We start from the raw sequence: 25,118 nt of genomic DNA on the forward strand, positions 1-25,118 counted from the left end.
TCATAACCGGACTCATGCAGCAGACATCTCCGTAGAACATAGAGTTAGAACACAAGTGTTAACTCAGCTGTTTCTCTAATGAGGCAGAAGAAACATGGAAACTATCAAATCCTCATACCGCGAAGTAAGCAGTGCTCAGCGCCCAGACAATATCGAAGATGGTTGCCAGTCGTCATCGGTGATTAAAAAGATGTTCTACACCACTTTAGCGAAGTCTCATCTGCTAAACTCCCTTAGACTGCGCGCTACTATAGAAAACTTGAGCACAACTTCTATAGTAGGAAACAGTCATAGGTGCTAAGTCGTAGGTGCTAAGGTGCGTCGCACATCTAGTCGATCTCGTTATCTGCTGCCACTGCGGTGGCTGAGTATCACTTTCGTCCTTCAGCTAGTAGTTTTGTTTGTTCTAGGGGTGAGCTGGCCTAGGCAACAGGCTACCCTTTCCGCCTCTCCGGTCGAACTCTCGTTCTTAGTCCCTGTAGATGAGGTCAAACCGTGGGAAGGGTTAAGCGAAGATTTTCAAAGAAAGCATCCTGATATCAGAATTAACGTTGTCACCAACCGACAGCAGTACGAAACCACTGACATCCGCAAGAATGCCTATGCACTTGACTTTGAACTGAGCCCGGCTCAGTACGATTTAGTTTATATGGATACCGTCTGGACGCCTGACTTTGCAGGCCGTCTACAGGATTTGACCAGCCTGGCTGAAGCCGATAGCTTCGATGTCACTGGCTTTCTAGAAAGCGAATTAGAGGCAGGTAAATATGAGGGACGGCTGTATCGGCTGCCGATGAGGGCTGATATTGGCCTGTTGTATTACCGCAAGGACTTGCTAGAAGAAATCGGGGCAGCTTTGCCGTCAACCCTGGCTGAGCTAGAGCAGGTAAGTGATTTATTGACTCAAAGGCCCGATGTGAAATTTGGCTATCTCTGGCAGAGCGGGCCGTACGAAGGCTTGATCACCACTTTTATAGAAGTGATGAATGGATTTGGCGGGCAGTGGGTTGACCCGGCAACCAATCAAGTTGGTCTGACCAAACCGGAGACAGTCGCGGCGGCCCGATTGCTGCGATCGCTCGTCCAAAGAAACATTTCACCCGTCACCAGAGACACCAGGGAATCAGGACAATCGTCAGCAGCTGACACCGCAGACAAAGAAGGCTATGTAGAACAGTCCTCGCTAGATGATTTTATGAATGAGGGCGGCGTTTTCTTGCGGGGATGGCCCTCTTTCTGGTCAGTATTAACAGATGACAGCCGGGAAGACAGCTTGAAAGGCAAAATTGGTATCGCGCTACCGTTCTCTTTTACCTCAGCAGATAGCGTTGGCTGTCGCGGGGGGTGGGGCTTTGGTATTCCGACGAATGCAGCCTATCCCGATGAGGCATGGACCGCTATCAAATACTTCACCAGCGAAGCCGCACAGAAGAAATTTACGCTAGCGTCTGGATTTTTGCCTAGTCGAAGAGCGCTCTTTGAAGATGACGAGATTCGCGAGCAGTATCCCCACATGCCTAGAATGCTTGACTACTTAGAAAATTCGTCGGTCTCTCGTCCATTAGTTACCAACTATGGTGCTGCTTCTGACGCTCTAAAAACGGCCTTGAGCGACATCATCAATGGCAATCGATCGGTAGACGAGGCGATGGCAGAGGCTCAAGCTAAGACTAGAGAATTATTGAATTTAGAAGGATCGAACAGCGATAGCTGATGCTGACAGGTTCACTATCTGTTCGCGTTCACTCCGTTCACGATCGCTTAAGCGTAGACCAATCAGCACCGTCAGTGCGACTAGTAAGACCAGGTTGCTGGCCACCAGCATCTGAAACAATCGCTTTTCTGACCAGTTTTTGGTCCAGCGATCCAGCCAACGATCGGCCCAGCGACTAGCGCCGCTAGCAGACGGTACGGAAGCAGTCCTGGAGAAATCTAGGCGTGGCTGACTGGCTACTCGTTCAATGATGGATCTAGCATCTATCGGTCGTTGTCCTGGAAAAGGAGCGGTCAGCGTATCTAGAAGCTGGACTAGCCAGTTGTCTATTGGCTGAGTGGTGTGATCGCGCCAGTTTAGCTGACCTGTCTTATCATCTTCTGGTAAATCAATCGGATGCTGTCCTGTTAGTAGATGTATCAGGCAGCGACCGAGCGCATAAAAGTCCGATTGAGGAACCGCTTTGCCGTTCATCTGCTCTAGCGGCGTGTATCCAGGCGATACGACGCTGGTAATATCGCGCTGTCCGGCGACTTTTGCTAAGTATGTGTTAGTCATCAGTCGGACTGTGCCAAAGTCAATCAGCGCTAGCTGTCCGGTCGGGCGCAGCATGATATTAGTGAGTTTTACATCTCGGTGAAACAGTCCCATTTCGTGAATAATTGCCAGAATTTCTGCTAGCTGCGTGATCCAGTCAATAGCGGTTTTTTGGTCAATCGGTCCGTGCTTCTGTAGCCAGGTGTCTAGGTTCGTCCCCTGAATCTTCTCCATTACCAAGCAGTGAAGTTCGCGCTGCTTGATGGCAACCGAGAAAAAGCCGTCCTGGTTCACTTTGGGAATGCCAGGATGGTTGATCTGCTGTAAAGTTTCTACTTCCCGCTTGAATAAAGGGAACAAGGCTGGCTTTTTGAGCACTTTGAGCACTTTGGGCGTGCCGCGATCGCTTACCTCAAAGATTTCTGAGGGCTCCCACTCATCTAGCTTTCGCAAAGGCCGGAGCAGACGATAGCGACCCTGTACTAGGAGCGGCGTGCCACAGCTTTGGCAGCAGTCGTCAGAGGCGATATTCTGCCGAGCAGGGCACCAGGGATTGATACAGTAGCTCACAGGCAAGTGGCCCACAGGTGAATAGCTCACAGGTAACCTCAAGGCAAATGAAGACGAACGTATTCCATCACCATCGGCCTTAGCGTAAACCCAGCAGCGCTTTTTTCAATCAGCGATCGCCGCAACAATGCACTGACCGCTGGCAGCGTATGAGGAGAGTTCATCTCACCAGGCTGTACGGGCTCTGCGCGCTCAGCTAACTGATACAAGATATCTCGCTCCTCATCAGAAAGACGTTCGTACTGCTGGTCGATCAGATACTCAATATCGCCGAACAAGGTCATGCGCTGCTTAAGAAAGCTGCGAACGTCGCCATCAAAAACTTCTTGAATAGTCATTGCTACAATCCTTAGCATCAGCGGATTGCCCTGGTACTGCTTTACCAGCAGTTTCCAGTAGGACTGGGCTGAGAGCGCCTCCTCTGCTAGGATGCACTCTGCGGCCTCGTAGTGAAGCCCCTTTAGCGCTAAATGGCGAATCGAAAGGCTAGTGGCTGAGCCTTTGAGCTCACGGTTGCTTTCTCGGCTGGTGACGATGATACAACTCTTATGAGGTTCTTCGCCTAGCCGCTTGAGTAATTCCCGATAAGATTCGTAGCCCGCTTCGTATTCCCCGATCAAACTACCGCCGCTCAGAATACTCTCTAAATTATCGAGCACGATCAGACAGCGATGTTCGCTGAGATAAGTCATCACGGCCTGGAGCTGGTCATACCATTCGACCCCTTCGCTAAACGGCTCGGGTAGCTGGGCTTGCCAGTGGCTGAGGACGTGCTGCAGCTGAGGCTTGTGCCGTAGTGACTGCCAGATCACCCCATCAAAGTTTGCTTGGGCGGCTTTGGCTAGTCGAATGGCCAAAGACGTTTTACCGATGCCAGCGGGGCCATTGATGGTCACTAGCCGACAGGGAGAGGCTCCTAAAATCCAGTTTTTAAGCTGGTCTAGTTCCACGTCACGACCGTAGAGCACAGGAACATCGGGCATCTGAGCCCAGTTAACAGCTACTGAATTGCCTCGATATCCAGCTGCTTCGAGCCAGGTTGCCACATCTCGCCAGCTAGTCAAGGTGTTGCGATCGCGTTCTACTAGCACTTCTACATAGCGATAGAGCCCTTGGCTGAGCGCCACCTCAACAGTGCGAGTAGCGGTATATTGCTGCTCAGCAATCTCAGTTGGGCTATATCCTAGCAGTAGCCCACGCAGCCTGATTTGCTCTACCTCAGTTAGATCGGGTCGCTTGTGAGGCATTACATTAGCCTTGGCAGCGGCCAGATCGGCACAGAGTCTTGCCATATTCCATTGCTGATCCGCTTGCTCAAAGAGCTGTCCTGAATCCATAGCAGTTGGGGCGAAAGTGAAGCCGACCTACGGATCAAGGCTTTAGATACAGCGACGATCCGATATAGCTATCAACTATTGGGGGCAGGCACAGCTATTGACGACAAGAGTGATCTTAAGAGATCTCAGAGCACTGGTATCTACGAATACACACATTCATAACTATCTTCATAACCTGGCTCATGTGTAGAGCTAGACAGCCAGAAAAATGTATCGGAACAGTCGTCAGCAGCCCTAAATACAGCCGATGCCACACTTGATTGGCATCACACTTGTTAGCATCGTGGTAGAGATTTATCTCTTTTTTCTGTTCTCTGCGTTCACCTGACGCTCTAGCGTGTGAATACTATGCCCCGCTCTCCTATTCCCTCCATACTGACACCTAGCCAAATTTCACGGCAGCGCGAGATTGCCGAGGTTTTCCTCAAAAATGGTTGGGACTATATGCGGCGCTTGCTCACTGGCAACGCGGAAGACGAGCCAGACCTGCCCCCGCCGGCTGTACTCCGTAATATCTTGACTGAGCTAGGCCCGGTCTATGTCAAGCTAGGCCAGCTACTGAGCACCCGCCCGGATTTGCTCTCGCCTTCTTATATCAAAGCGCTTAGTGACCTGCAGTCGACGGTGCCAGCGGTGAGCGCCGATCAAATTCAAGTGTTTATCCGGCAAAATATGCTGCGATCGCCCGAGGAGATATTTGCCGAAATTGACTATGTTGCGATCGCCGCAGGATCGATTGGTCAAACCCACCGCGCCGTTCTCCAAAACGGTCAGCCTGTCGCCGTCAAAGTGCAGCGCCCTGGCATCGTCAAACAGGTCGAGCGCGATATCAGCTTGATCAAAGATATTGCTCGGCTGGTTTCCCCTACGCAGTTTGGCCAGCGCTATAACATCACCCAGCTCGCCGACGAATTCAAAGCAGCGCTGACCGCTGAGCTAGACTTTACCACCGAAGCTCGCTACACCGACGAGCTGCGCCAAAACCTGCTAGATAGCTCTTGGGTCGATTCCGAACGGCTAACAGTACCCAAAATTCTCTGGCCCCTTACCAATTCAAAAATTCTAGTGATGGAATGGCTAGATGGCAAGCCGCTGCTACAGGGGGCTATTTTTTCTTACAAGTCTACTAAAAAAGCTAGCAACCGCGCTGCCAACAGTCCGTTCGGCAATAGCTGGCCAAACAACGGAACAGACAGTCCGTTTGACACTATCGCTCGTCTGCCTCAAAGCACGTTCCCTGGCGTGTTCCAGAATCCATTTCAAGCAGATAGAACAGACGACATCAACACAGAAGAAAAAGAAGCGAGAAGCAAAATTACCACGCTGTTGTTTCGCGCTTTTCTCTCACAGTATTTTGTTACAGGTTTTTTCCACGCGGATCCTCATCCTGGTAATCTGTTCTATCTCAACGATGGCAGAGTCGCCATTTTAGACTGCGGCATGATGGGCCGCTTGGATCCTAAAACTCGTGCCACGCTCACAGAACTGGTGCTGGCCATTGTTAGCTCTGATGCTCAACGCTGCGCTCAGCTGACGCTTCAAGTCACCGAACCGCTGAAGCCGGTAGATCTGGTTCGATTAGAAAGCGACTACAGTCGACTGCTAGGCCGTTACTATGGCCTCGATCTAAGTCGGTTCAATACGGCTGAAGCCTTTGGCGCAGTGATTGAAACGGGCATTCGCAATCACCTGCGCTGGCCCGCCAATATTGGCCTATTCACTAAATCTCTAGCCAATCTAGAAGGCGTGGCTAGACAGTTCGATCCTTCTGTGAACCTGATGAGCGAAATTAGGCCGCTGATGGTTGATCTGTTTCAACAGCAGCTCATCGGAGCCGATCCACTACAGCTACTTTTACGTACGGGGTTAGAGTTTCGTAACCTATCGATGTCTGCGCCTAGGCAAGTCGGCTTCTTACTCGATCGACTCAGTGATGAAACCCTACGGTGGAATCTACAGATTCAGGGCCTATCATCTATGCAGCGTAGCCTAGAAAAAGCTGCGAATCGACGCGCGTTTAGCACAGTGGTTGCAGCCTTGATCATCGGTGCGGCCATTGTTTCTACTAATCAGCAGACCGAACAACTACAGTGGCTGAGCGTTTTACTCTTTGCTTCAGCTTCTTTCTTGGGGCTATGGCTGATCGGCAGTATTTTGCGCTCAGGCCGTTGGCAATAGCAAGGATAAAGGTATGCTGAGGGAACGACGTTTCAGTTTCCCTCCGGCAGCGTGGCAGTTTTAATCTTTGACTTTGATGGCACTATTGCCGACACGCTCGATACGATCGTGCGGATTACTAACCGCATTGCTCCAGAGTATGGCTATTCGCCAACCACGCCAGAAAAGCTGCGCTACTATCAGTCTTTGAGCACCCAAGAAATGCTCAAGCAATCAGAAATTCCGCTGTTTCGCCTGCCGTTTTTGCTGCGCCAGGTCCGCCGAGAAATGAGTGCAGAGCTAGAGACGGTTTCAGTCGCGGATGAACTGGTGCCTGCGATTAAATCTCTGAAGAGAAACGGGCACGAGCTGATGATTATGAGCTCTAACTCCAAGCAAAATATCTTGCGGTTTTTAGAACGGCAGCAGATTGCCGATCTGTTTAGTGTCATTCAGGGGGGCGTGGGTCTATTGAGCAAAGCTCGCACCCTAAAGCAGATGATTCGGCGGGAGGGTCTTGATTTCTCTCAGGTGATCTATGTCGGTGACGAGACCAGAGATATTGATGCTTCTAAGCAGGTAGGCATCTCGATTGCGGCGGTGACCTGGGGATTTAGCAGCCGAGAGGCGTTGGCGAATCAATCCCCTGCTTTTTTGATCGATCATCCCCGTCAGCTACTAGGCATGGCGCAAATGCTGGTGAATCCTAGCTGGGTGCGTAAAGACTATCGAGGGCGATCGCCTATTGTGTCCAGGCCGGATGTGAGAGAAGCGAATCCATCATCCTGACGCCTCGCAGCTGATTAGAAAGCGGTAGATGACCAATTGGGGCTGATAGATCCCAGATAAATTCCATTGGATAGCGAGTCCAAGCGCCCTCTGCTGACTTCCAGCCTAACTGTGTCCACAAGCGTTCCCAATCTTTGCCTAGGCGCGTCCACAGCTCGTGCTGCTTGCTCCAGCCAAAGCGATCTTCTGAATAAATGCGCCAGAGCGTATCGATGGTTTGCAGATCGCTCACCGGGAACTGACTGACCTCGGTAAAGTAAACCCACTTGCGCTGCATAGCCTGTTCACCTGCTAGCTCGCACAGCTTTTGCATGGTGAGTTTATCGGCGCTCTGATAGTCTTGTTTCACCAAAAGCGCCTGTAGCTCGCTGTAGTCTATGCCTCGTTCTGATTGAGGTGTGAGTAAGCCGTTGGGAAAGCGCTGATAGAGAAAGGTTTTGGTCGTATCCGATTCGCTGGCACAAAGTCGCTGATAAGCACTGCCGTGGATAGCGCTCGGGGTATTGTCTTGGCCGATTAGCTCAGCTTTTAGAAAATCAATTAGGATGCGATCGCCCGTAGCGTCTAATTCAGATAGCTCATACACGGCCTGTAGCTGTTTTTTTAAAGAGCCTGCGGCGAGGGTGGCTGTGAGGGTATCTATCCCAGTAGCGTTTGAAGACATGCGTTAGACGAAGGGCAGGGGCAGCCAATATGACAAGCCTGCGGTGATGGATTACGGCTTGTCCAATGATAGTAGAATAGTGGAATGCTTGCTTAGTTCACCAAGTGCTTTTCCAAGTGCTTTTCCAAGTGCTTTTCCAAGTGCTTTTCACTGGGTTCTTTTCACCGAGTGCTTTGTAGCGGAGTATGGCCATTTTCAAAGGCATAGCGAATTAGCTGAGAGCGATTTTCCAGCTCTAACTTGCTCAAAATGCTGCTGAGGTGGGTTTGAACGGTGCGAGGGCTGATAAATAGGCGATCGCCTATCTTCTTATTGGTATAGCCCTGAATTACTTCCCAAAACACTTTTTTCTCCGCTGGTGTGAGCGGTAGCGGTGGCTTCTCCAGCGCAGAGTGAGGGCGAGTTCTTTGCAAGGCGAGATCAATTTGAGAGCTAATGCGACTGGCTTTCGCGAGCTGCGCTTCGACCTTCGCGATCAGTTCTTTGGGGTGAAAAGGCTTGACTAAATAGTCATCAGCCCCAAGCGTATGACCCTGGATTCTATCCTCTAGCTCGCAGCGTGCAGATAAAAAGATGAAAGGCAGCAGCTGACCGCCTTCGGTCTCTCTGATCTTAGTGCAAAGTTCAAAGCCATCCATTTCAGGCATGACTACGTCAGAAACGATCAGATCTGGCACTTCCTGGCTGAAGCTATTGAACCCTTCTAATCCAGAGGCGGCACTAAGTACAGCAAAACCTCTGCCTTCTAGATAGCGAGTAATGGCAACTCGTAGAGTGCGATCATCATCAACGATCAGAATCTTTTGCATGCTGCCACACCTACAGACGACGTCAAGAACGAGAAATTCATAAAAACCATACATCGCAGCGGCAAGCGAATTTGTGGCTGATGATGAGTTTTAGACAAAGTTAGCACTTATTGTCTTGGATTGATTGGACGTCCTTGGTCTGGCTGAGTGAAAGCGGGCGGTGTGTATAAAAAAGCAGGGGTATCAGCAGCCGAAGGCGAGGTTAGCGGCTGAGATGAGCTTCGCGGCGCTGGCGGCGCAGAACTTGGAAACGGGGTTGCAGGGGGTACCTGGTATCCGGTCGTACCCGCCGGGGGCGACATCTGCGAGGGGGTAGGACTGTACGGCGCGGTGATAGAACTACCGGGAATCGGCTGATTGCCCGCTGCGCTCGTTCCTGGCAAGGAACCTGGTAAAGCGGAACCGTTCGAGCCACCAAGGTCAGAGGGCGAATTATACCCGCTGGGGCTGTTTCTATCTAGCTGGTTCGATTGAGAGTTAGGCAGCGTATTAGACGAAGCGCCAGTACGGTCTTCGCTCTGGTTAGCGCTGTTTCGGCTGTTGGTTTGTGCTCTCGCAGCGGCTTGCTGTTCAAGCGCCTCAACCATGGCGCTTTTTCGAGTCGTGTTTTGAGTGGACGTGGCTGGAGTCGTTGAGCTCGGGTCCAAGCCATATTGGCTGTTGGGGGAAGATAGGGTAGCCGATTGAGTATTGGCGATCGCATCATTTGGCGTAGCGTTTACTCCGACAGGGAACTGATATTCAGCTCTATACCTAGCGAATGGACCGGCTGGCCTAGATAGCTGTGAATAAGACGGTGAATAAGACGACTGAGCTGACTGGTTATTGAGCTGACTGGGTTCACTCAGTGCTAGCTCTGATGGCAAGTTGAGATCGGATTGCCCAGCCCTAGCGTCAGTCGTCGGCAGCGTGGCGTCCAAAGAGCCCACCCCATCGCCAGAGCTTTCTAAAAGCATCTGCAGCATGTCTGCTTCTGAAAAAGCGGTCTCTTGAGCGGTTTGGTCCTGACCGTTTGGGATAGGGGCGGCAGCGCTGCCGCCTGCATTAAGTCGCCAACCGGGCTGCTTGGCATACTGCCAAAAGACCAGACACAGCAGCGCCAGAATGCTAAGAGGAGCCCCCACCATTAGTAAATAGTTCAGTGACTTTGTGCGAGTAGGCAGTAATTTCATAAACGAGGGTTTGGCCACAATACTGACATAGTAACTGCTGCTGACTAGGATGCCCGTTCTTGAAAAGAGGCTATTGCGCCTGTTCTGAAGACCTAGCGCGGAAACCAAAAATTTTCATTAATTTTTATCCAATTCAGTATGTTTTCCGAAGCTAGGGTATCGATCTTCCTATAGCTTTCTTTGTAATATTCTCTGAAGCTTCAAGAACTACGAGAATTCTTCGTCCAAGGGACAACCGCTATGATTTCTTCTCAGACGGGTATAGACGTTGGCGTAGACGCTTTGAAGAGTTTGCCTGGAACAGTTGTGTTGCCACCCGTTCGTTCTGAGCATTTTGTCAGTCAAAAGCACGAGGTTAATCCGGCACTTGCTTTTAACTTGCTCAAAGATATTCAGTCGGTAGTCTCCGTTTGGCACGAGCAGCTACGGCAGATTGTCAACGCCCTGCATGCGCTGCATGCTCAAGGCCCGATGGTTGATGGCTGGTTAGAATCTTCTGTGCAGCCATCGCGCCCAGTCGCCCAGGCCGCTGGGGCCGATTCTACTATCTTGCGCCACGGCGACGCGGATGCACTGCTTCGGTATGTAGAAGCCTTGGATAGTGCTAGCTCGAACGATATGAATAGATCTAGCAGCATTGGGCAAAGCGGTGACGCCACAAAAGTAAAGGAGGCAACAGCGACTTATCGCCTGTGTCATATGAATGGAAGTGGACAGGTGATATCGCAACCCTGTCCATCTGAGCAAATGGGCACGGTTAGCATGGCGATCGCCCGATACCACAAATTCCGCCAGCTAATGAACAAGAAACAGGCGATTGAGGCTAAATTACAGCGCGCTGTCGATGGTCTCACTGGCACTCGAACTGCGCTAAGAGAATAGCGGTTGATCTGAAAATAGCGGCTGGTCTGAAGAACAACTATCGATACAAGTACCTTTGCCATTTACTGGCGCAAGGCTAGAATAGCGCTATTGGCTCATACTATTACTGATCTTGCCACCGCTTAATTGCCTGCTGAGTGGGCTCGTAGGCAGCTGTCCCAGCCGGCACTAGCACAGCCGCCTGCACGGCTTCACGCAGTCTCCCTTGAGCAGCGCGGGCCTGAGCAATACTAAAAATCCGCTGACTCCAATCGTCTGCTAGCCGCTGAGCGGTTTCGTATTCTGGGTGCTCAATCGACACTTCACGTAGTTTGACAATGCCCTCCTGGTAAGAGCTAGCCTGACCAGAACGCGGGATAGCTTGAGCGGTAGTAATAATAGCGCGGCTGTTCTGACGCTGCTGCCAAAAAGCAATGCGATCTTTAGAGGCTTGATAGAGTTCGGCATTGTCGTAGGGCATGACACTAGCTGCTGCGATCGCCCCTTCCAAGTCGCCGCTCGTCGCCCGGCCCTCGGCAATATCTAATATCACCTGGCTCCAGCTACGAATGTCTCGCTGGGCGTCCTCATAGAAAGGTTCACCTGGCTGAATCAGCCTAGCTTTGGCGATCGCCTCTGCAAACTGAGAAGCCTGGATAGGTTGAATAGACGTCCTGGCATTGGTCAGCACCGAAGCATTTGTCTGTCGTGCTGCTGCCGCGCCTGCTCTGGCCTGAGTCAAGACATCAGAAAAAGCGCTATCTCGCTGCGCTTTTGGCACCTGCTGCAAAGTAGCCAAAGCTTCAGAATACTGTCCCTGCTGAAGAGACGAGTTGGCACTAGCAATCAGCGCCGCCGCAGTAGACTGACCTGGGTTGCTGCTGGCGGCGTCGCTATCAGACGGCGGCACCGTATCCGACGATGACGCGACGGGTTCGGAAGGGGCGTCTTCTGGCATGTCGGTTGTGGTGAAAGGCTCTAGCTCTGGGCTAGACGAATCACTTGCGCCGCCTTCTTCCAAAGAATCCTCAGTAACAGGCTCGGTAGGCTCTGCCGCATCACCTGCATTCCCAGCTTCTTCTGCGGGATCTTCTGCAGGCTCTGAGCCGCTCTCTGGGCCGCTTTCTGAGTCCCCTGCCGTCAGGGCTGAAGCTCTTTCTACTAAATCTTGTAGCGCAGTGCGGACGGCTGGCTGGCCAAACAGCACACCGCCTAACAGCAAAATCGCTAGTGCCAACAAGCCCCAGTTGCGTAGCTTAGCGCCGCTGACGGTTTCAGCAGAATTTTGACTGTAGGGCACGATGGCGCTACTGCGATCGTCTGGATCGCCAGTTAGATCACCATTGCTTTGAGTTCCATTATCGGGCTCTATGACATGACTGCTTGCTTTTTGCTCGAAGTCTCTCTCAAGATCGCTTGTAGTGATTGGCGTGGGGTGGATGCGATCGCTAGGGGCACTACCTTCGTCCTCGAACCGGCTACGATCAGGCCCAGTCGCAACAGCCGTCGCGCCCGCTGCAGGTGTATCTAAGTCGGAATCGCTCAGGCCAGAGGCGTTCAGAGCAGCCCCATTTACAGCCTGACCATTAGTGTTCTGAATAGCCGCTGGTTCAGTCATTAGTTCAGTCGCCGAACTATCAACGGGCAAGGTGATGATGTCAACGAAGGGCTTCTTGAGATCAGGAACAACGACAGCATCCTGCTGCGCTTCAGAGATAAGACAGACAGCGTTTTGGATAGGTCGCCAGTGATGCTCACACAGCTCAGGTAGTCTCTGGCTAACGTAGCTGCTGAGCGCCGCTAAGGTTTTGTAGTTCTGACCTTGCGTGCCAATAGCCTCTAACAGGGTGGCGGTGAATAGACCGTGGCGAAGAACCATAGTTTCGTGAGAGAACTGCCCAGGCTGGCAAGAGAGCAGTAACGGCACTTGACGCTGCTGGGCGAGTTCTATGGATTCGGAGCCAATTGTCTGGCCCGATAGAGCACCTTGCGATCGGCTCATGTCTAGAATCAGAAGGGTTCTATCAGTAGGAAGCTGGGCTAGCGTACTGATCAGATCGGCGATCGCAACGCCAGTCTCTTCAATATTGTCTGGTTCACCATCGATGGGCAATAGATAGTCAGCGCCCTCTAGCTGGACGCCGTAGCCACTGAAGAAAACCCAGAGAACGTCATCCGCGCCCACCTGCCCAGTAATGGTTTGTATCCATTCAGTAATCGCTGATTTATCTGGGTAGGCTGCCTGCTCGCCGACAGAAGGCCCTAGATCGCTAAGCAGTACGCAATGATTAGCAGCAATGTCTGCTGAGTGCGTCAGCAGCCAATGCATGGAGCGAGCATCATCTTGCGCGTGCATCAAAGGCTGCAAATGCTGATATTGGTTGATTCCAATCGTGATGGCCCAGTAGTTAGCCATTGAGCGTCTCCAAAACTATAGCGTTGAGGGTCTAGGCCCGAACAAAACAGACCTAGAGGGTTTGAGGCCCGAATAGAGCAGACCTAGATAGATAAATCAGACAGATAAAAATGTGTCCAAAAGAGGTCTCTTAACCTTTTCTGTGCATATGACAATGACAAGCGAGTCAGCCCGCATCAGCTAGGCCCAAGTAAGTTTTAGCTAGGCTGGAAACTGACGCAATTAGCAACTAGCGATTTATGTATGCACCAGAAGGTATCACACCTGCTGCGTTTCATGCAGTGACTTTTTTTAGCAGGCTACTCGAAAAGCAACGCTTTAAAGTGGGAAGACCTTCTAAACTGGGAAGCTTGATAGATGTAGCCTGATAGGCATAAAGCGCTATCAATGCAGAACGCTGTCAAATTTAATTGCTGAACACTCATTTTGATTTAACCGCATGTGGCCAACTCGCTATTCAACCCGTACCCCCTACTTAGCACAGCTCCCTGGCAAGCGATCTGCTTACCAAGGCCGTAGACGCCGCTCTTTGAGGCGGTCTGTAGGGCACTCCATTTTATCGGCAGGACTCGCTGCAGTGATTGGTGGCACGGGTGTGTGGATCACTGAGGCGCTGATTGCTCCTCAAGCCTCGCAGGCATATACCTCGCGGCTAGATTTGTTCATAGCGCGAGAAGCTGGCGAGGACTACGAGGCTCTGGTCCGTCGAGCTGAGATGGCTGCTAGAGCTGGCGCACAGCGTAGCTTTGATCAAGATTTGCTAACGACTAATGTATCGGTTAGCGTGGTGGTAGAAAGCCAAGGAATTACGGTGCCGATTCTGGCGCTCCGAGTGGATCGAGAGGAGTGGCGATCGCGCCCTGAAACCTACTTTTGGGCGACCTACTACCGTACTGCCGAAGCGCTGCTGAACACCTCGCCTGCCACACTAGGGCTCTAGCAGTTCCCGAACAGCCTGGTAGCCTCTAAGGCGAACTAGACACCAAACAAAACTAGATAATAGGAAAAGACTAGATAAGTAGAAAAAGAAGGCTGAGGCTCTAGAAACTCTGTCTGTATGAAGATGCTTTCCTTACTGCTATTAGGCCAGTGTTGAGGATAGTTTAATCTCTGATAGAGACAGGAGTTTTAGGATGCTTGGGATAGTACTGCCCGCTATTATTACTGCGTTTAGCCTACTAATTCTCGATTGGCTGCTGCCTGGAATTACAATAGATACTGTCACTGCCTCGGTTCTGGCCGCTGTCTCTATCGGTATAGTCAACGGCGTGGTCAAACCGATCATCCAGCTACTGTCGCTGCCTTTGACCTTTGTTACCTTTGGGCTATTTTCTTTGCTCGTCAATGGCTTTTGCCTGTGGCTATCCTCTGCATTTGTGCCAGGGTTTGAAGTTCGTGGCCTGGTCGGCTTCCTGGTCGGACCTATTGCATTATCGTTTTTGAGCACGACGTTCGGTCACTATTTGCTTGAAGGCCGCACTCCTGCTAGCCTGCCTGAAGCATAGTAGCCATCCTCAGAGCTATTCTTTCGAGCTAGTTTCTAAAATCTAGGTTCCGAAAGCCAGCCTAAAAAAATAGCATTCGAGGCTCAAGCAATATAGCCTGTACCGGATGCATACTCGACGAGAAGGCAAAGCCTACGGTACAGGCGCGACACTTGACCCGTTGCAACATAAAGCTTTCAGCCTGAAAACTGTACCTCAGTCAAGTGACCAACGCTATAGTCCTCGGATGCTTTGTTGTCAGCAGAATTGCAAATGGTAGATTCTCGCAGATATGCCCCTGCTACTGAGCGTAATCGTCAGCCGATACTAGACGTGTTGCACAAAGTGCTGCCCAACACTGGTACGGTACTAGAAATTGCTAGCGGGACGGGTGAGCACGCTACGTTTTTTGCACCTAGGTTGAGTCATTTGCACTGGTTGCCTAGCGAGCCCGACCCAGAGTCTAGAGCCAGTGTGACTGCCTGGGTAAAAGCGTTGCCTTCTGACAACTTGATAGATCCTCTAGCACTGGACGTCAGTCAGCAGCCCTGGCCAGTTGAGCAGGAAGGCTTTAAGCTAGCTCAGCCAATCACGGCGATTGTAAACATCAATATGCTGCATATTTCAGCGTGGGAGATGTGCCAGCACCTGATGGCCGGAGCCCAGAGAGTTTTACCCTCTGATGGCGTGCTGTATCTGTATGGGCCATTTAAGCGAGAGGGCCAGCAGACTGCGCCGAGTAATGAAGCGTTTGATGCCATGCTGCGCGATCGCAATCCCAACTGGGGAATTCGGGACCTAGAAGCCGTCAGTCAAGTCGCCAGGAAACACGCTTTGACGCTGACGGATGTGATCCCCATGCCCGCCAACAATTTCTCAGTTGTGTTTCGACGAGATTAAACGTCGAGGCCAGACGCGGCTAGACATTAAAGTACGCGCTACAGACTCACTGCTGTGCCTGTAGCGGTGATCAGCATCAGCACCCCGTGATCGTCGATATTGATAGTATCTGTTCTGATCTGGACGCCGATTACCGCATCCGCGCTAACTTTTTTTGCCCGGTTTTCTAGCTCTTTGAGTGCCTCTTGCTGTCCTTTTTCAAAAACACGTTCGTAAGCGCCCGTACGCCCACCCAGGACGTCGCGAATACCGGCGAAGAAATCTCGTAGGGCATTGCTGCCATAGACCACCTCGGCAGTGACGATTCCCAGGTAGTTTTTAATTTCTTCGCCTTGAAGGGAGTCAGTTGTTGATAGAATCATGGATTCAGTGCAATTTTTCTAGTGCAGTTGTTCGTAAGTGCTTTTCTATGGCTTTGCCATTGTCAAGTTATTAGGAGGCGTTAGTCTATGGGCTGCCCACACAAGTTCACAATTCTATTTGCACCGATTGGGCTCGCCGTAGGTATAGCATTACCTGCGAGTCTCTTGGCTGAAAGCGCGATCTCAGCTCAGATCGATTCTTCTGCCACTCAGCCTGCCCCGCCTCCGTATACAGAAGCTCGGTTATTAGAGACACAGCTAGCGCTAGAAACCTCCGAAGTACTTCTTGCTGAAGTAGTCCTTGCTCAAGCTAGCGGCAACCTCAGTGACGAGCAAGAAGAGCGGCTAGCAGATCTGTTGACCAGAGCGCAGCAGCGGGTCGATGCCGGTGATTACCCTGGTGCGATCGCCCTCTATGAACAATCGCTTCAGGTCGATCGTAACAATCCTCGTATCTACTCTGGCATTGCCTATCTACAGCTCAAACAAGGCAACTATCAGCCCGCTGCCGAGTACTACCGCCAGGCGCTAGACCGTGAGCCGCGCAATCTTTCTTTTTACTATGGCCTAGCCCACAGCCTGTTCATGGATGAAGAATTCGATCAGGCCGCAGACACCTATCGCGATTTGATCGATATTTCGCCCCGCGCGGCAGATGCCTATGTTGGGCTAGGCGGATCGCTGCTGAGGCTAGAAGCCTATGAAGAGGCCCGCAGCGCCTACGAAAAAGCGGTGGCGATCGCCCCTGGTAATGCCCAGGCGTACGAGGCCATCGGACTACTCTATCTTGCTCAAGACAACTACGACGCGGCGTTATCTCCTTTAGAGCGGGCGCGTTCTATAGACAACGACCGGGCGAGTGTCCACGCTAACCTAGCGAAAATTTGGCTGGAGCGAGACAACGAGGCCCAGGCATTCAGTTCTTTGCAGCGAGCCGTTGCCCTCAACCCTAGAGACTCAGACTCTCAGTATCATCTCGGCGAAATACTTCGCCAAAGGGGAGAGATCAACAGCGCCCTCAATCATTTTGAGCAGGCTGTGGAATTCAACCCAGGGCTGCTCCCTGCCCAAGCCGCACTCGGTGAGCTGCTGCTAGAAAGACAGCAGTACCTGCGGGCTATACTGGCCTACCGTCAGCTCACCAGAGCTTTTCCAGAAGATGCGGGTGTCCGCTATAACCTGGGCCTGGCGCTATGGGGTCAGGGCAGCAGAAATAGCGCTCTCGACGAACTTCAGCGTTCACTACAGCTCTATCAAGAGCAGGAGAATGGGGAAGGTGCGGAGCGGGCCGCAGCGCTATTAGAAGTTTGGAGAGAAAGTTAGGTCGTATCAACTCGCGTTTAGCCCACAAGCAATATCTAGAAGCTGTAGCCCTTGCCTATATCGCTTATCCATCAATTGTCGAAGAAATTGTCGAAGGGCGTAGAAATGCTAGCGCCCCTGCGGTTTATCGAGTTGAATCGGGGTTGTTGAACTCGGCGTTGGTTATCACTGCCTATGGGGGTGCATCCCGCTTTCGTAAGTCATTTGCTCGCCCTCACCCTAAATCCCTCTCCCATCGGGAGAGGGACTTTGAATCCGGTTCTCCTTCTCCCTACTCTACGAGAAGAGCAAGCTCTATGGGAGTAAGGGGTTAGGGGATGAGGGCTCGATAGCTCTGCATAAGTGGGATGCACCCACTCCTACTGCCTACCTGCCCTGCTCCACCGCAGTCACTCGCCAGCTTAGTTTGAGGTTGAGCCAGAAGTTCCAAACGGCGACTAGGAGAATCGTAATTAAATTGGCAAGATACGGAAGATTTTGACCGAAGATTACGTTGAAGAATACCTGTAGCAGCAAGACGTTTAGCACCAGTCCGCTGATACAGATGGTGTTGAACTTGAGCAAACGTTTGAAGCGATTGCTCCAGCCGGTCTGCCGCCTGACCATATCGGCAAAAGTCCAGATATCGTTCCAGAAGAAGTTGCTAAGAATAGCTGCTTCAGCCGCAATAATTTTGCTGGTGGTCAGTCCTAGTCCAACCCCCTGATACAGCAGATAGAGCAAAGCCATATCGACGATAACGCCGCTAAAGCCAACGGTGCCGTAGCGGATGAAGCGCCTCATTGGCCACTTTTGACGAATCCGGCTGATGCGTCCTTGCGATCGCAGCCGAATCAGATGGCCGATATATTCGACGTATTGCTTCCAGGTGACTTTGCTATCGCCTGATTCTCGCTCTTGAAAGACATAGCCCACTTCAGCAATATCTTTGATCTCGCCCCGCCCAATCACTTCGAGCAAAATCTTGTAGCCAATAGGACTGAGCCGATGGTGGGCGATCGCACTTCGCCGCACCATAAAATAACCGCTCATCGGGTCGCTCACCCGTCCCACCACCGCCGGACAGACCAGCAGTCCCAGCACCTGAGCCCCGCGAGACAATAGCCTCCGCACCACGCTCCAATCGCTGACGCCACCGCCTTCTACATGACGACTGGCCACCGCTAGGTCCGCGCCATCTAGCGTACTGCTCAGCAGCTTTAGCAGAATTTCTGGCGGATGCTGCAGATCTGCATCAATGACGCCTAATATTTTTCCTCTAGCTACCTGCCAGCCGCGAATCACCGCCGAAGAGAGACCGCGCTCGCCCTGACGCCGCATGACGTGGAGCTGAGGGTATTTATCTGTCAGCGACTGAGCGACCTGCCAGGTTAGATCGGGGCTATCGTCATCTACCAGGATCAGCTCGTACCTATCTGGAATGAAATTGTCTAGAAGCTGGGTCAGCTGAGCCACGATTTTGGCAACGTTACCGCTTTCTTTATAAGTCGGAATGATCAAAGAAAAGACAACTTCGGCAGCGGTGGATGAATCTGCTCCGGGCGAGGCGATCGGGACTTCTAGCGGGCCTGGCGGTGGAGAAAGCAGCAGATTGCTCATGGTGACTAGAAAAGAGATGACGGCGGGAATCGCTAGCGCTGGAAACCTATTAGCAGATTGCCCAGATACAGACTGGGGTGAGCAGTCTTTGAGCGGGCATCGGTACGGGCGAAGGTGTGGGGGAATGTTATGGCTAGTTGCTATCGAAGATGTGGTGGTTATGAAGCGTTGGTCTCACAAATTGGCGAATCGGCTGATGACTTGGTTTTTGTGGGGAAGTGTGGCGCTAGGAATTATCCTGCGCTTTTTGTGGGTAGGGAAACGAGAGTTTTGGTACGACGAGGTGCTCTCGCTGCTATTTTCGGCAGGCCAAAGGGGTGCGTACAAGCTGCCGAAGGACGTGCCGTTTGCTCTGGCTGACTTTTCAGGGCTGTTGAGAATTCCGCCAGAAAATGGTTTGGTCGATGCACTCAAGACGGTGAAGGCGCTGATACTGAGCTGCTTGAGTGAGCCGCACCCGCCGCTTCTATATCTGTCGGAGCACGGATGGATGAGGGTGTTTGGCAATGGTGAAGGGGCGACTCGCAGCTTGGTAATGCTGATGAGCATAGCAACTTTGGGCGCGGCCTACTATTTAGGGCAGCGACTGCTCGGCGAGCGAGGGGGACTGATCTTTACGGCTCTACTGGCATTAAACCCGTTCTTTCTATCTCATTCTTTAAACCTGCGGATGTATTCACCCCTGGCGCTGTGGGCCTGCCTGAGTGGACTGTGCCTATTGGCTTTGATGGGTGTGAACAAGTCCAAGACGGCAGCTTTTGAAACAGCGGGCGAGGCCAATATCCGACCGCAAGGCTGGCGAGCGTGGCTGCTAAGAGCCGGAGTTGTGCTGCCTCTAACGGCGGGGTTGATGACTCAGTATCTGTTTGGCTATTGGTTTTTTGCGCTGTCGGCGTTCGTCTTATTTGTCGATCGTAAGCGGTGGTTTCAGCATGGTTTGCTGTTAGGCGGCGGAGCGCTGCTGTTTATGCCCTGGTTTTTGTGGGGGACGCTGCGGCAGGTTAGCAATCGCAAGGACGTGTTAGAGCGGCTGTCTCAAGAAGGCAGTCTGTTGACGCTGATGATGCAGCATGGCCGCGACCTGGCGCAGACGATGGCGAACTATCTGCTGCTAGGGCATCTGACCACGGGGATGCTACCCGTAGCAGAGCCGATCAAACCGACGGCGGTAGCGGTTGGCTGCGGTGCGATCGCCTTCGTGGTGATGTGTGTAGTCGGGCTAATCCGACGCCGGCAATACTGGGTGCTAATTAGCTGCGGGCTATTGGGACTGTTTCCGCTGCTGCTGGCGCTAGGCGTCGATGTGGTCACGAACAACAATACGCTGGGCTTTGGCTGGGGACGGGCAACGTTTGTGGTGCTGCCGGGGATGGTGCTATTGGTAGCGGCCTGGCTAGAAAAAGCGACGGGACGCTGGCGTGAGGGGCTAACTGCAGGCATTTTGGCCGTATATTTAGCCGTGAACCTGGTGGATTTTGAGGGACGCGATCGCCAGATGTTTCACTCGGTTAATGCAGCGCTGCTAGCCAACCAAGGTAGCGCTGACCAGCCCACCTTAGTCGCGATGAATTCTAAGGCTTGGGGCCATGTGAATCGCCTGATCTACTACCTGGATGAAGGCGTGAATCCAGAGATATTGGTCAGCGATCCGGCGGATTTAGAAACTGTATTGGCTTCGGCTTTGGAGCAAAAGGACTATGCCAGAGTACTGTGGCTACGAGCAAACTATCCGCTGTGGAATACGCCTGAAACTGAGGCAGAGGTGGTAGCGCTAGCGGCCAAGACCGACGCGCTTTTGCAAGGACGCTATGAGATGACTGAAGCGCGATCGCTAGAAGGCACGATGAACTTGGATAGCTTTGAGCTGCAGGTATATCAGCGAGAGGCGTAATCGGCCTGGCTAATGCAATAGAAGCCGTCCGGCTAGGTTCTGTCGGGAGGTGGAAGAGGCGGAGACCGTACTCGTGCGCTAATTGAACCACTGTTCCAGAATATGTCCACCTATGACTGGTAGAACAACTCAGCACCTGTGCAATCGGATTGCGATCGCCTTCGACTTTGACGACACATTAGCCCCCGATACGTTTGCTAGCCTGATTGGAGATCTAGGCTACGATATCGAGAAATTTAAGGCTGAGAAGTATGAACCGTTAAAAAAGAATGGATGGGACGGCATACCAGCTAGATTCTTTACGCTACTAGAAGGCGCTAGAGACCAAGCAGACAACGAGAAAAGGCTGACACGCTCCTACCTGAAAAGATATGGAGAACAGCTTCAGCTATTTTCAGGAGTCGCTGAGATGTTTGACAAGCTAAGGCAGCGAGTACAGGCAATTGATCCTAACCTTGTATTGGAGTTCTATATCATCTCCAGTGGCTTCGCAGATATTGTCAAGAGCACTTCTATCGCTCACCAATTCAAGGCTATTTGGGGATGCGATCTGCACTTTGGTGAAGACGGCGAGGCCGTTTGTCTAAAACATACTGTGACGCATCCTGACAAGGTCCGCTATCTATACTATCTTTCTAGAGGAATCGAATCTCATTCAGAAGACGACTTGATGTTTGTCTATCAAGACGTACCTCATAGCGAGCTGTATATTCCGCTCGATCAAGTCATCTATGTCGGTGATGGCACCTCTGATCTTCCTTGCTTTCGCTTGATAAACCAGCATAAAGGCATTCCGATTGCGGTATTTCCCGATGGCTCAGCGCGCGAATGGGCTCGCAAGTACGATGTCAGTGCGAGTCAGCGAGTGATGGCTCTAGTAGAGGCTGACTACAGCGATAACTCTCTCTTGATGCAGACCCTAGGGTTAGCAGTAGAGAGCATGGCAAAGAAGATTCGGATTCAGCAGTTGGGTGATCGGGTATTAGAGGATGCGAAGGACGGTGTTTAAAGAGAAGTCAAGGGCCAGTTCTACGGTTAAGAATCGCAGCTCTCGGTTACTGTCTACTTGCCACAGATAAATTCTCGGTCTCAGTGCGAAAACTTGATACAACCGGTATCTAACAGGATTGTTATACAATTTCCGCTTGTAGCTAAGTTCGCGACTTATGAGTCGCGCTTGGCCCTGCTATGCCTGCTTTTTGCTTACCTACACACTTGTTCCAGGTGAAAGTGTCGCCTAGCGTCTGAGACGTCTAATTCAACTAATTAAAAGCGATTTTGCGACGGTTCGGTCTATATTTTGAGACTATGAAAGACGTTTTCAATCTTCTGAGCTTGGGAACCCGTAGAGAATACTCATTAGGTAATCGAGACCAAATCGTTATCAACTACCCAATGAGTCACAATTTTGTTACAGCGGTAAGCACACTTAAACCGTGCGAGAAGCACACCAGACGTTGTGCATAATTCCTATTCATTCAACTTACGAGATAGGCCATTGTCACAAGCGTCGCGACGAGCATTGTAGCCAAGCCGCCCTGTAACAGATAACCCTTTTGTTGTTCTGGAGATGGATAAGATGATAGATACGTTGCTGGCTCAACCGCGTAGTTATTAAGGCGACCTGTCTCATCAACAGTAGTATACATGGGGGAACTAGACCTCGTTTGTTGTTGTTTACACTTATCAACTTATCGCAATTCACCAAAAATAAAAGATTTTATCAACACAATAAACTTATAGTGCGTATAAGTCTTTTTAAGGCCACCGCGTTTGGCTACTCGTTGATGACAAACACGCTAACAAATGAGTCGCGCTCAAACCTACCGCAGTAGCTAACTCAAAGAATATCTAGGCCGTAGGAGCTTGCAAGCTGCAGGACTACTTTAGAAGTGACGACAAGGTAAGTTGAAAAGTGTTTCTGTCTCTGTAGCTTGAGGCTACGAACCTTATGTAGCTCTATATTCGATGGGATTGACCTTTCTACTGGCTAGAGGACAGTTAAGGAAAGCTGATTTAATATAGCTAAAACTTATATGTTTTTACTATTGCAATTCGTTAGAGTTATGACTAATCTATGAGTAGTTCACAAACGGTTCCCTTGCTAGGTGCTTCGCTATGAATAACTTGACTATCACTTCTCCAAAGACAGCTATGCCTACAACAGCTATGTCTGCCGCTGAGCAACAGGCAATCCTATCTGCGGCGGCACTCCCTACAATTGAACAGCAGTCGCTCTCACCCCAGGAGACTTATGAGAACCGACTGCAGGCTGCTTTAGAGCATGCTCGTCGTCTTACTCAAATGTACGGTTATCAAGATGTAGACGTAGCAGTTGCATGGGAAACTGTTGAAGAGCTAAGAACCTCTCGTCGAGCGCGGTTGCTTTCCTCAATGCCTTCCTGTCAGACTTCGTTTGAACGTTACTGCTTAGAAAACCCACAGGCATTTGAGTGCCGAAGCTACGACTGCTAATGTATAGCCTTCCGCACTTTACTCGCTACATTACGAGAATCTACAGTCCTTTCCCAGCAGCGCAAAGTGTATAGCAACTGTTGTTCTGTACTAGCCGTAATCAGTGTCTAGGTGACTACGACGTAGTGGTAAACTGATAGAGGTTATAACTTACGACTGATCTAAGTTGTAGCCTCTATAACGTTTATATTTTGCATGCAGCGTGATTGCTCAGCAAGGTATCTGCGCGATACGTCTGTTCTTTCTTCAATTTAGACAGTCTCCCATATTCAACAGGTAAATTACCCGGAAGAGTAGTTGTCATACTTTATAGTAGTTAGTTCTATACCTATGAACTTCTTTGTTCCTGTTGATCGTATGTCCAGCTAGCGAAAATAGGAACTTGAAAATATGGCTTTAGATCAACTTAAAGCATTCTTAAAGAAAATGCAGTCTGAACCTGCTCTCAGGAAGGAGGTGCTTGCCGTATCAACTGCAGATGACGTAGCGCGGATAGCACTAAAGCTTGGCTATGAATTTTCAGGTGATGAACTATTGAGAATATCAGGTAAGAAAGTAGGCGGGGTCACTGTTATCAAGAAAGAGACTCCTGGAGAATACAATTAGATGCTTTCTGAGTGCGTCAGATCCTTACTTAGAAACGAGAATTTAATAAACTGTCTGATTTCAAGTCTTACCGCAGGCCCTCATCCTAAATCCTTCTCCCTGGGGGAGAAGGACTTCAAGCTCCCTCTCCTTCGGGAGAGGGTTGGGGTGAGGGCGGCAAAAAATGTGCATCTTATTAAATTTTCGATCCTTAGTCAAAGCAGTGGTAGTAGATAGTTTTACCGGTTTTCTTACCGTTAGAAAGGTGAACTAGAGGTATGTTGCTGTCTAACTATGACATGGCAGAGAAGCTCGATTTAGACCCTCTGCTGCGACCTCGGAGCGCGCGACTAAAACAATGCTCCCACTAGCTGTACGGGTCCAATGCTGAGCTTCGACGATTGGCGCTTTGATATCAGCTACTTCGACATTGGCACGGTTGCTGACTATCGAGTTCGAGTCAGCACTGTCCGACTCGAACGGCGCAATGTCTTGCCAGACCGTATCAGCACTCAGCGGATCCGCTGGATTCGTCGGCAGTCCACCTCGTCCTGTCGCCACAAAGCTATTCGTGCGTGAGTTACGAGCACGGCACCCCTGCGCTAAGGGCGGAACAGCCGTCTCTGTCGGCAGCTCTATCTCGGTTTGCACAGCTTCGGGGTTGAGTTCGTTGACCACGACCGTGCCGCTGCTACCAAATCGAGAGCTAGCGGTGATATCGCTCTCTGGCGTATCGAGTACATCCGGGCGAAAGACTATACCAAAAAGGCTACGCGCTGTAATATCCACGTTTCCACCATTGCCTTCAAAGGCATTCGCACGAATATCACTGTTTTCGCTGGGGACTGCAACAACAAAACCCTCACTGATACCTAGCACGATATTGCCACCGTTGCCACCTGTTCCTGCGGTGCCCGCTTCTGTGGTAATTAAGCTACCGTTTCTTAGCAGTAGCAAGTCTTGTAGGTTGAAGGTGAGGTTTCCCCCATTGCTGCTGAGCGTGGTGGCGCTGATGCGGCTGTTGTCTAGAGCAAGCGAGTTGGCATCGAGTGCAATATTACCGCCTGGCGCTTCCCCTTCGGAATCAACTGTGATGCGCCCATCGTTTCGCAGTATAGTCTCGGCGGCGCTGATGTTGATGTTGCCAGCCACACCAGTTGACTCTGCTGTTGTACTTGACTCGATTGTGCTGCTGTCAATTACCAACTGTTCAGACAAGTTGAAAATGATGTTGCCAGCCGCGCCCGCCCCTTCAGTTGAAGCAGAGACGCGAACGCCATCCGAGAAAGTGAGGCTTCGCGCTTCGGCAGTGATATCGCCAGCTTCACCAGCGTCGTCAGTTCCACCACTAGTTTCAACTGCTAGCTCACCAGGACCACTGACTGTAATCGCATCAGGAGCCTTCAGAATCAGGTTGCCACCGTCCCCGCTACCGCTAGTCGAGGCAGAGACACGTGATCCGGCGGCTAGCCT

General features: G+C 51.2%; 21 protein-coding genes and 1 pseudogene. 12 read left to right on the forward strand and 10 right to left on the reverse strand.

What is annotated here, in order from left to right:
• The first annotated feature begins 316 nt into the window (after window positions 1–316).
• Complete coding sequence (locus tag IQ256_RS12965) at window positions 317–1,714, forward strand: extracellular solute-binding protein (protein WP_193855964.1); 1,398 nt, start codon at window positions 317–319, stop codon at window positions 1,712–1,714.
• On the opposite strand, the gene IQ256_RS12970 is transcribed toward IQ256_RS12965, so the two are convergent.
• Together IQ256_RS12970 and IQ256_RS12975 are read right to left on the reverse strand one after the other, a co-directional pair.
• A complete protein-coding gene (locus IQ256_RS12970) occupies window positions 1,688–2,851 on the reverse strand; it encodes a serine/threonine-protein kinase (protein WP_193855965.1) in 1,164 nt (387 codons plus the stop codon). The genes IQ256_RS12965 and IQ256_RS12970 overlap by 27 nt on opposite strands.
• 8 nt (window positions 2,852–2,859) lie before the next feature.
• Window positions 2,860–4,158: an NACHT domain-containing protein gene (locus tag IQ256_RS12975; RefSeq protein ID WP_193855966.1), complete on the reverse strand. Its 1,299-nt coding sequence runs from the start codon at window positions 4,156–4,158 to the stop codon at window positions 2,860–2,862.
• A 348-nt stretch (window positions 4,159–4,506) separates the two neighbouring features.
• On the opposite strand from IQ256_RS12975, the gene IQ256_RS12980 reads away from it, so the two are divergent.
• On the forward strand, window positions 4,507–6,336 hold the full coding sequence (locus tag IQ256_RS12980; protein ID WP_193855967.1) for an AarF/ABC1/UbiB kinase family protein: 1,830 nt from the start codon (window positions 4,507–4,509) through the stop codon (window positions 6,334–6,336).
• A 51-nt stretch (window positions 6,337–6,387) separates the two neighbouring features.
• The gene (locus tag IQ256_RS12985; RefSeq protein WP_193855968.1) at window positions 6,388–7,104 is read left to right on the forward strand and encodes an HAD hydrolase-like protein; all 717 of its coding nucleotides are present in this window, start codon (window positions 6,388–6,390) and stop codon (window positions 7,102–7,104) included.
• Here IQ256_RS12985 and IQ256_RS12990 read toward each other — a convergent pair.
• The 3 genes from IQ256_RS12990 to IQ256_RS13000 form a co-directional block, all read right to left on the reverse strand.
• Window positions 7,058–7,768 carry a GUN4 domain-containing protein gene (locus tag IQ256_RS12990; protein WP_193855969.1) on the reverse strand — a complete coding sequence of 237 codons (711 nt, stop codon included), beginning with the start codon at window positions 7,766–7,768 and terminating at the stop codon, window positions 7,058–7,060. The two genes, IQ256_RS12985 and IQ256_RS12990, sit on opposite strands and share 47 nt — an antisense overlap.
• 161 nt (window positions 7,769–7,929) lie before the next feature.
• Entirely contained in the window at window positions 7,930–8,577 is a 648-nt protein-coding gene (locus IQ256_RS12995) for a response regulator transcription factor (protein WP_193855970.1), read from the reverse strand.
• 107 nt (window positions 8,578–8,684) lie between these two features.
• Window positions 8,685–9,749, reverse strand: coding sequence for a hypothetical protein (locus IQ256_RS13000; protein WP_193855971.1), 1,065 nt, complete (start codon window positions 9,747–9,749; stop codon window positions 8,685–8,687).
• Window positions 9,750–9,989: 240 nt separating this feature from the next.
• Here IQ256_RS13000 and IQ256_RS13005 point away from each other — a divergent pair, with 240 nt between their 5' ends.
• Window positions 9,990–10,631, forward strand: a complete 642-nt coding sequence (locus IQ256_RS13005) for a hypothetical protein (protein WP_193855972.1) — start codon at window positions 9,990–9,992, stop codon at window positions 10,629–10,631.
• A 103-nt stretch (window positions 10,632–10,734) separates the two neighbouring features.
• On the opposite strand, the gene IQ256_RS13010 is transcribed toward IQ256_RS13005, so the two are convergent.
• On the reverse strand, window positions 10,735–13,026 hold the full coding sequence (locus IQ256_RS13010) for a caspase family protein (RefSeq protein WP_193855973.1): 2,292 nt from the start codon (window positions 13,024–13,026) through the stop codon (window positions 10,735–10,737).
• 439 nt (window positions 13,027–13,465) lie between these two features.
• On the opposite strand from IQ256_RS13010, the gene IQ256_RS13015 reads away from it, so the two are divergent.
• The 3 genes from IQ256_RS13015 (at window position 13,466) to IQ256_RS13025 (ending at window position 15,410) form a co-directional block, all read left to right on the forward strand.
• Window positions 13,466–13,966 carry a hypothetical protein gene (locus IQ256_RS13015; RefSeq protein ID WP_228024840.1) on the forward strand — a complete coding sequence of 167 codons (501 nt, stop codon included), beginning with the start codon at window positions 13,466–13,468 and terminating at the stop codon, window positions 13,964–13,966.
• Window positions 13,967–14,159: 193 nt separating this feature from the next.
• Window positions 14,160–14,531 carry a phage holin family protein gene (locus IQ256_RS13020; RefSeq protein ID WP_193855974.1) on the forward strand — a complete coding sequence of 124 codons (372 nt, stop codon included), beginning with the start codon at window positions 14,160–14,162 and terminating at the stop codon, window positions 14,529–14,531.
• A 252-nt stretch (window positions 14,532–14,783) separates the two neighbouring features.
• Complete coding sequence (locus IQ256_RS13025; RefSeq protein WP_193855975.1) at window positions 14,784–15,410, forward strand: DUF938 domain-containing protein; 627 nt, start codon at window positions 14,784–14,786, stop codon at window positions 15,408–15,410.
• 38 nt (window positions 15,411–15,448) lie between these two features.
• On the opposite strand, the gene IQ256_RS13030 is transcribed toward IQ256_RS13025, so the two are convergent.
• Window positions 15,449–15,772: a YbjQ family protein gene (locus IQ256_RS13030; protein ID WP_193855976.1), complete on the reverse strand. Its 324-nt coding sequence runs from the start codon at window positions 15,770–15,772 to the stop codon at window positions 15,449–15,451.
• 87 nt (window positions 15,773–15,859) lie between these two features.
• Here IQ256_RS13030 and IQ256_RS13035 point away from each other — a divergent pair, with 87 nt between their 5' ends.
• Window positions 15,860–17,095: a tetratricopeptide repeat protein gene (locus tag IQ256_RS13035; protein ID WP_193855977.1), complete on the forward strand. Its 1,236-nt coding sequence runs from the start codon at window positions 15,860–15,862 to the stop codon at window positions 17,093–17,095.
• 366 nt (window positions 17,096–17,461) lie between these two features.
• Here IQ256_RS13035 and IQ256_RS13040 read toward each other — a convergent pair whose 3' ends face one another.
• Complete coding sequence (locus tag IQ256_RS13040) at window positions 17,462–18,694, reverse strand: glycosyltransferase (protein WP_193855978.1); 1,233 nt, start codon at window positions 18,692–18,694, stop codon at window positions 17,462–17,464.
• On the opposite strand from IQ256_RS13040, the gene IQ256_RS13045 reads away from it, so the two are divergent.
• Window positions 18,693–20,585, forward strand: a complete 1,893-nt coding sequence (locus IQ256_RS13045; RefSeq protein WP_193855979.1) for a glycosyltransferase family 39 protein — start codon at window positions 18,693–18,695, stop codon at window positions 20,583–20,585. The two genes, IQ256_RS13040 and IQ256_RS13045, sit on opposite strands and share 2 nt — an antisense overlap.
• A gap of 112 nt (window positions 20,586–20,697) precedes the next feature.
• Window positions 20,698–21,594, forward strand: coding sequence for an HAD family hydrolase (locus IQ256_RS13050; protein WP_193855980.1), 897 nt, complete (start codon window positions 20,698–20,700; stop codon window positions 21,592–21,594).
• Window positions 21,595–22,063: 469 nt separating this feature from the next.
• Here the strand turns inward: IQ256_RS13050 and psb34 are convergent, their stop codons facing one another.
• The gene (gene psb34 / locus IQ256_RS13055) at window positions 22,064–22,234 is read right to left on the reverse strand and encodes a photosystem II assembly protein Psb34 (RefSeq protein ID WP_193855981.1); all 171 of its coding nucleotides are present in this window, start codon (window positions 22,232–22,234) and stop codon (window positions 22,064–22,066) included.
• A 469-nt stretch (window positions 22,235–22,703) separates the two neighbouring features.
• Here psb34 and IQ256_RS13060 point away from each other — a divergent pair, with 469 nt between their 5' ends.
• Both IQ256_RS13060 and IQ256_RS13065 read left to right on the forward strand, forming a co-directional pair.
• Entirely contained in the window at window positions 22,704–23,060 is a 357-nt protein-coding gene (locus IQ256_RS13060) for a CP12 domain-containing protein (RefSeq protein ID WP_193855982.1), read from the forward strand.
• A gap of 390 nt (window positions 23,061–23,450) precedes the next feature.
• Window positions 23,451–23,666 carry a Nif11-like leader peptide family natural product precursor gene (locus IQ256_RS13065; RefSeq protein WP_193855983.1) on the forward strand — a complete coding sequence of 72 codons (216 nt, stop codon included), beginning with the start codon at window positions 23,451–23,453 and terminating at the stop codon, window positions 23,664–23,666.
• A gap of 267 nt (window positions 23,667–23,933) precedes the next feature.
• On the opposite strand, the pseudogene IQ256_RS13070 reads toward IQ256_RS13065, so the two are convergent.
• Window positions 23,934–25,118, reverse strand: a pseudogene (locus tag IQ256_RS13070) (S-layer family protein); the annotation flags it as partial.

It is taken from the genome of cf. Phormidesmis sp. LEGE 11477 (assembly GCF_015207105.1).
GTDB lineage: Bacteria > Cyanobacteriota > Cyanobacteriia > Phormidesmidales > Phormidesmidaceae > Phormidesmis.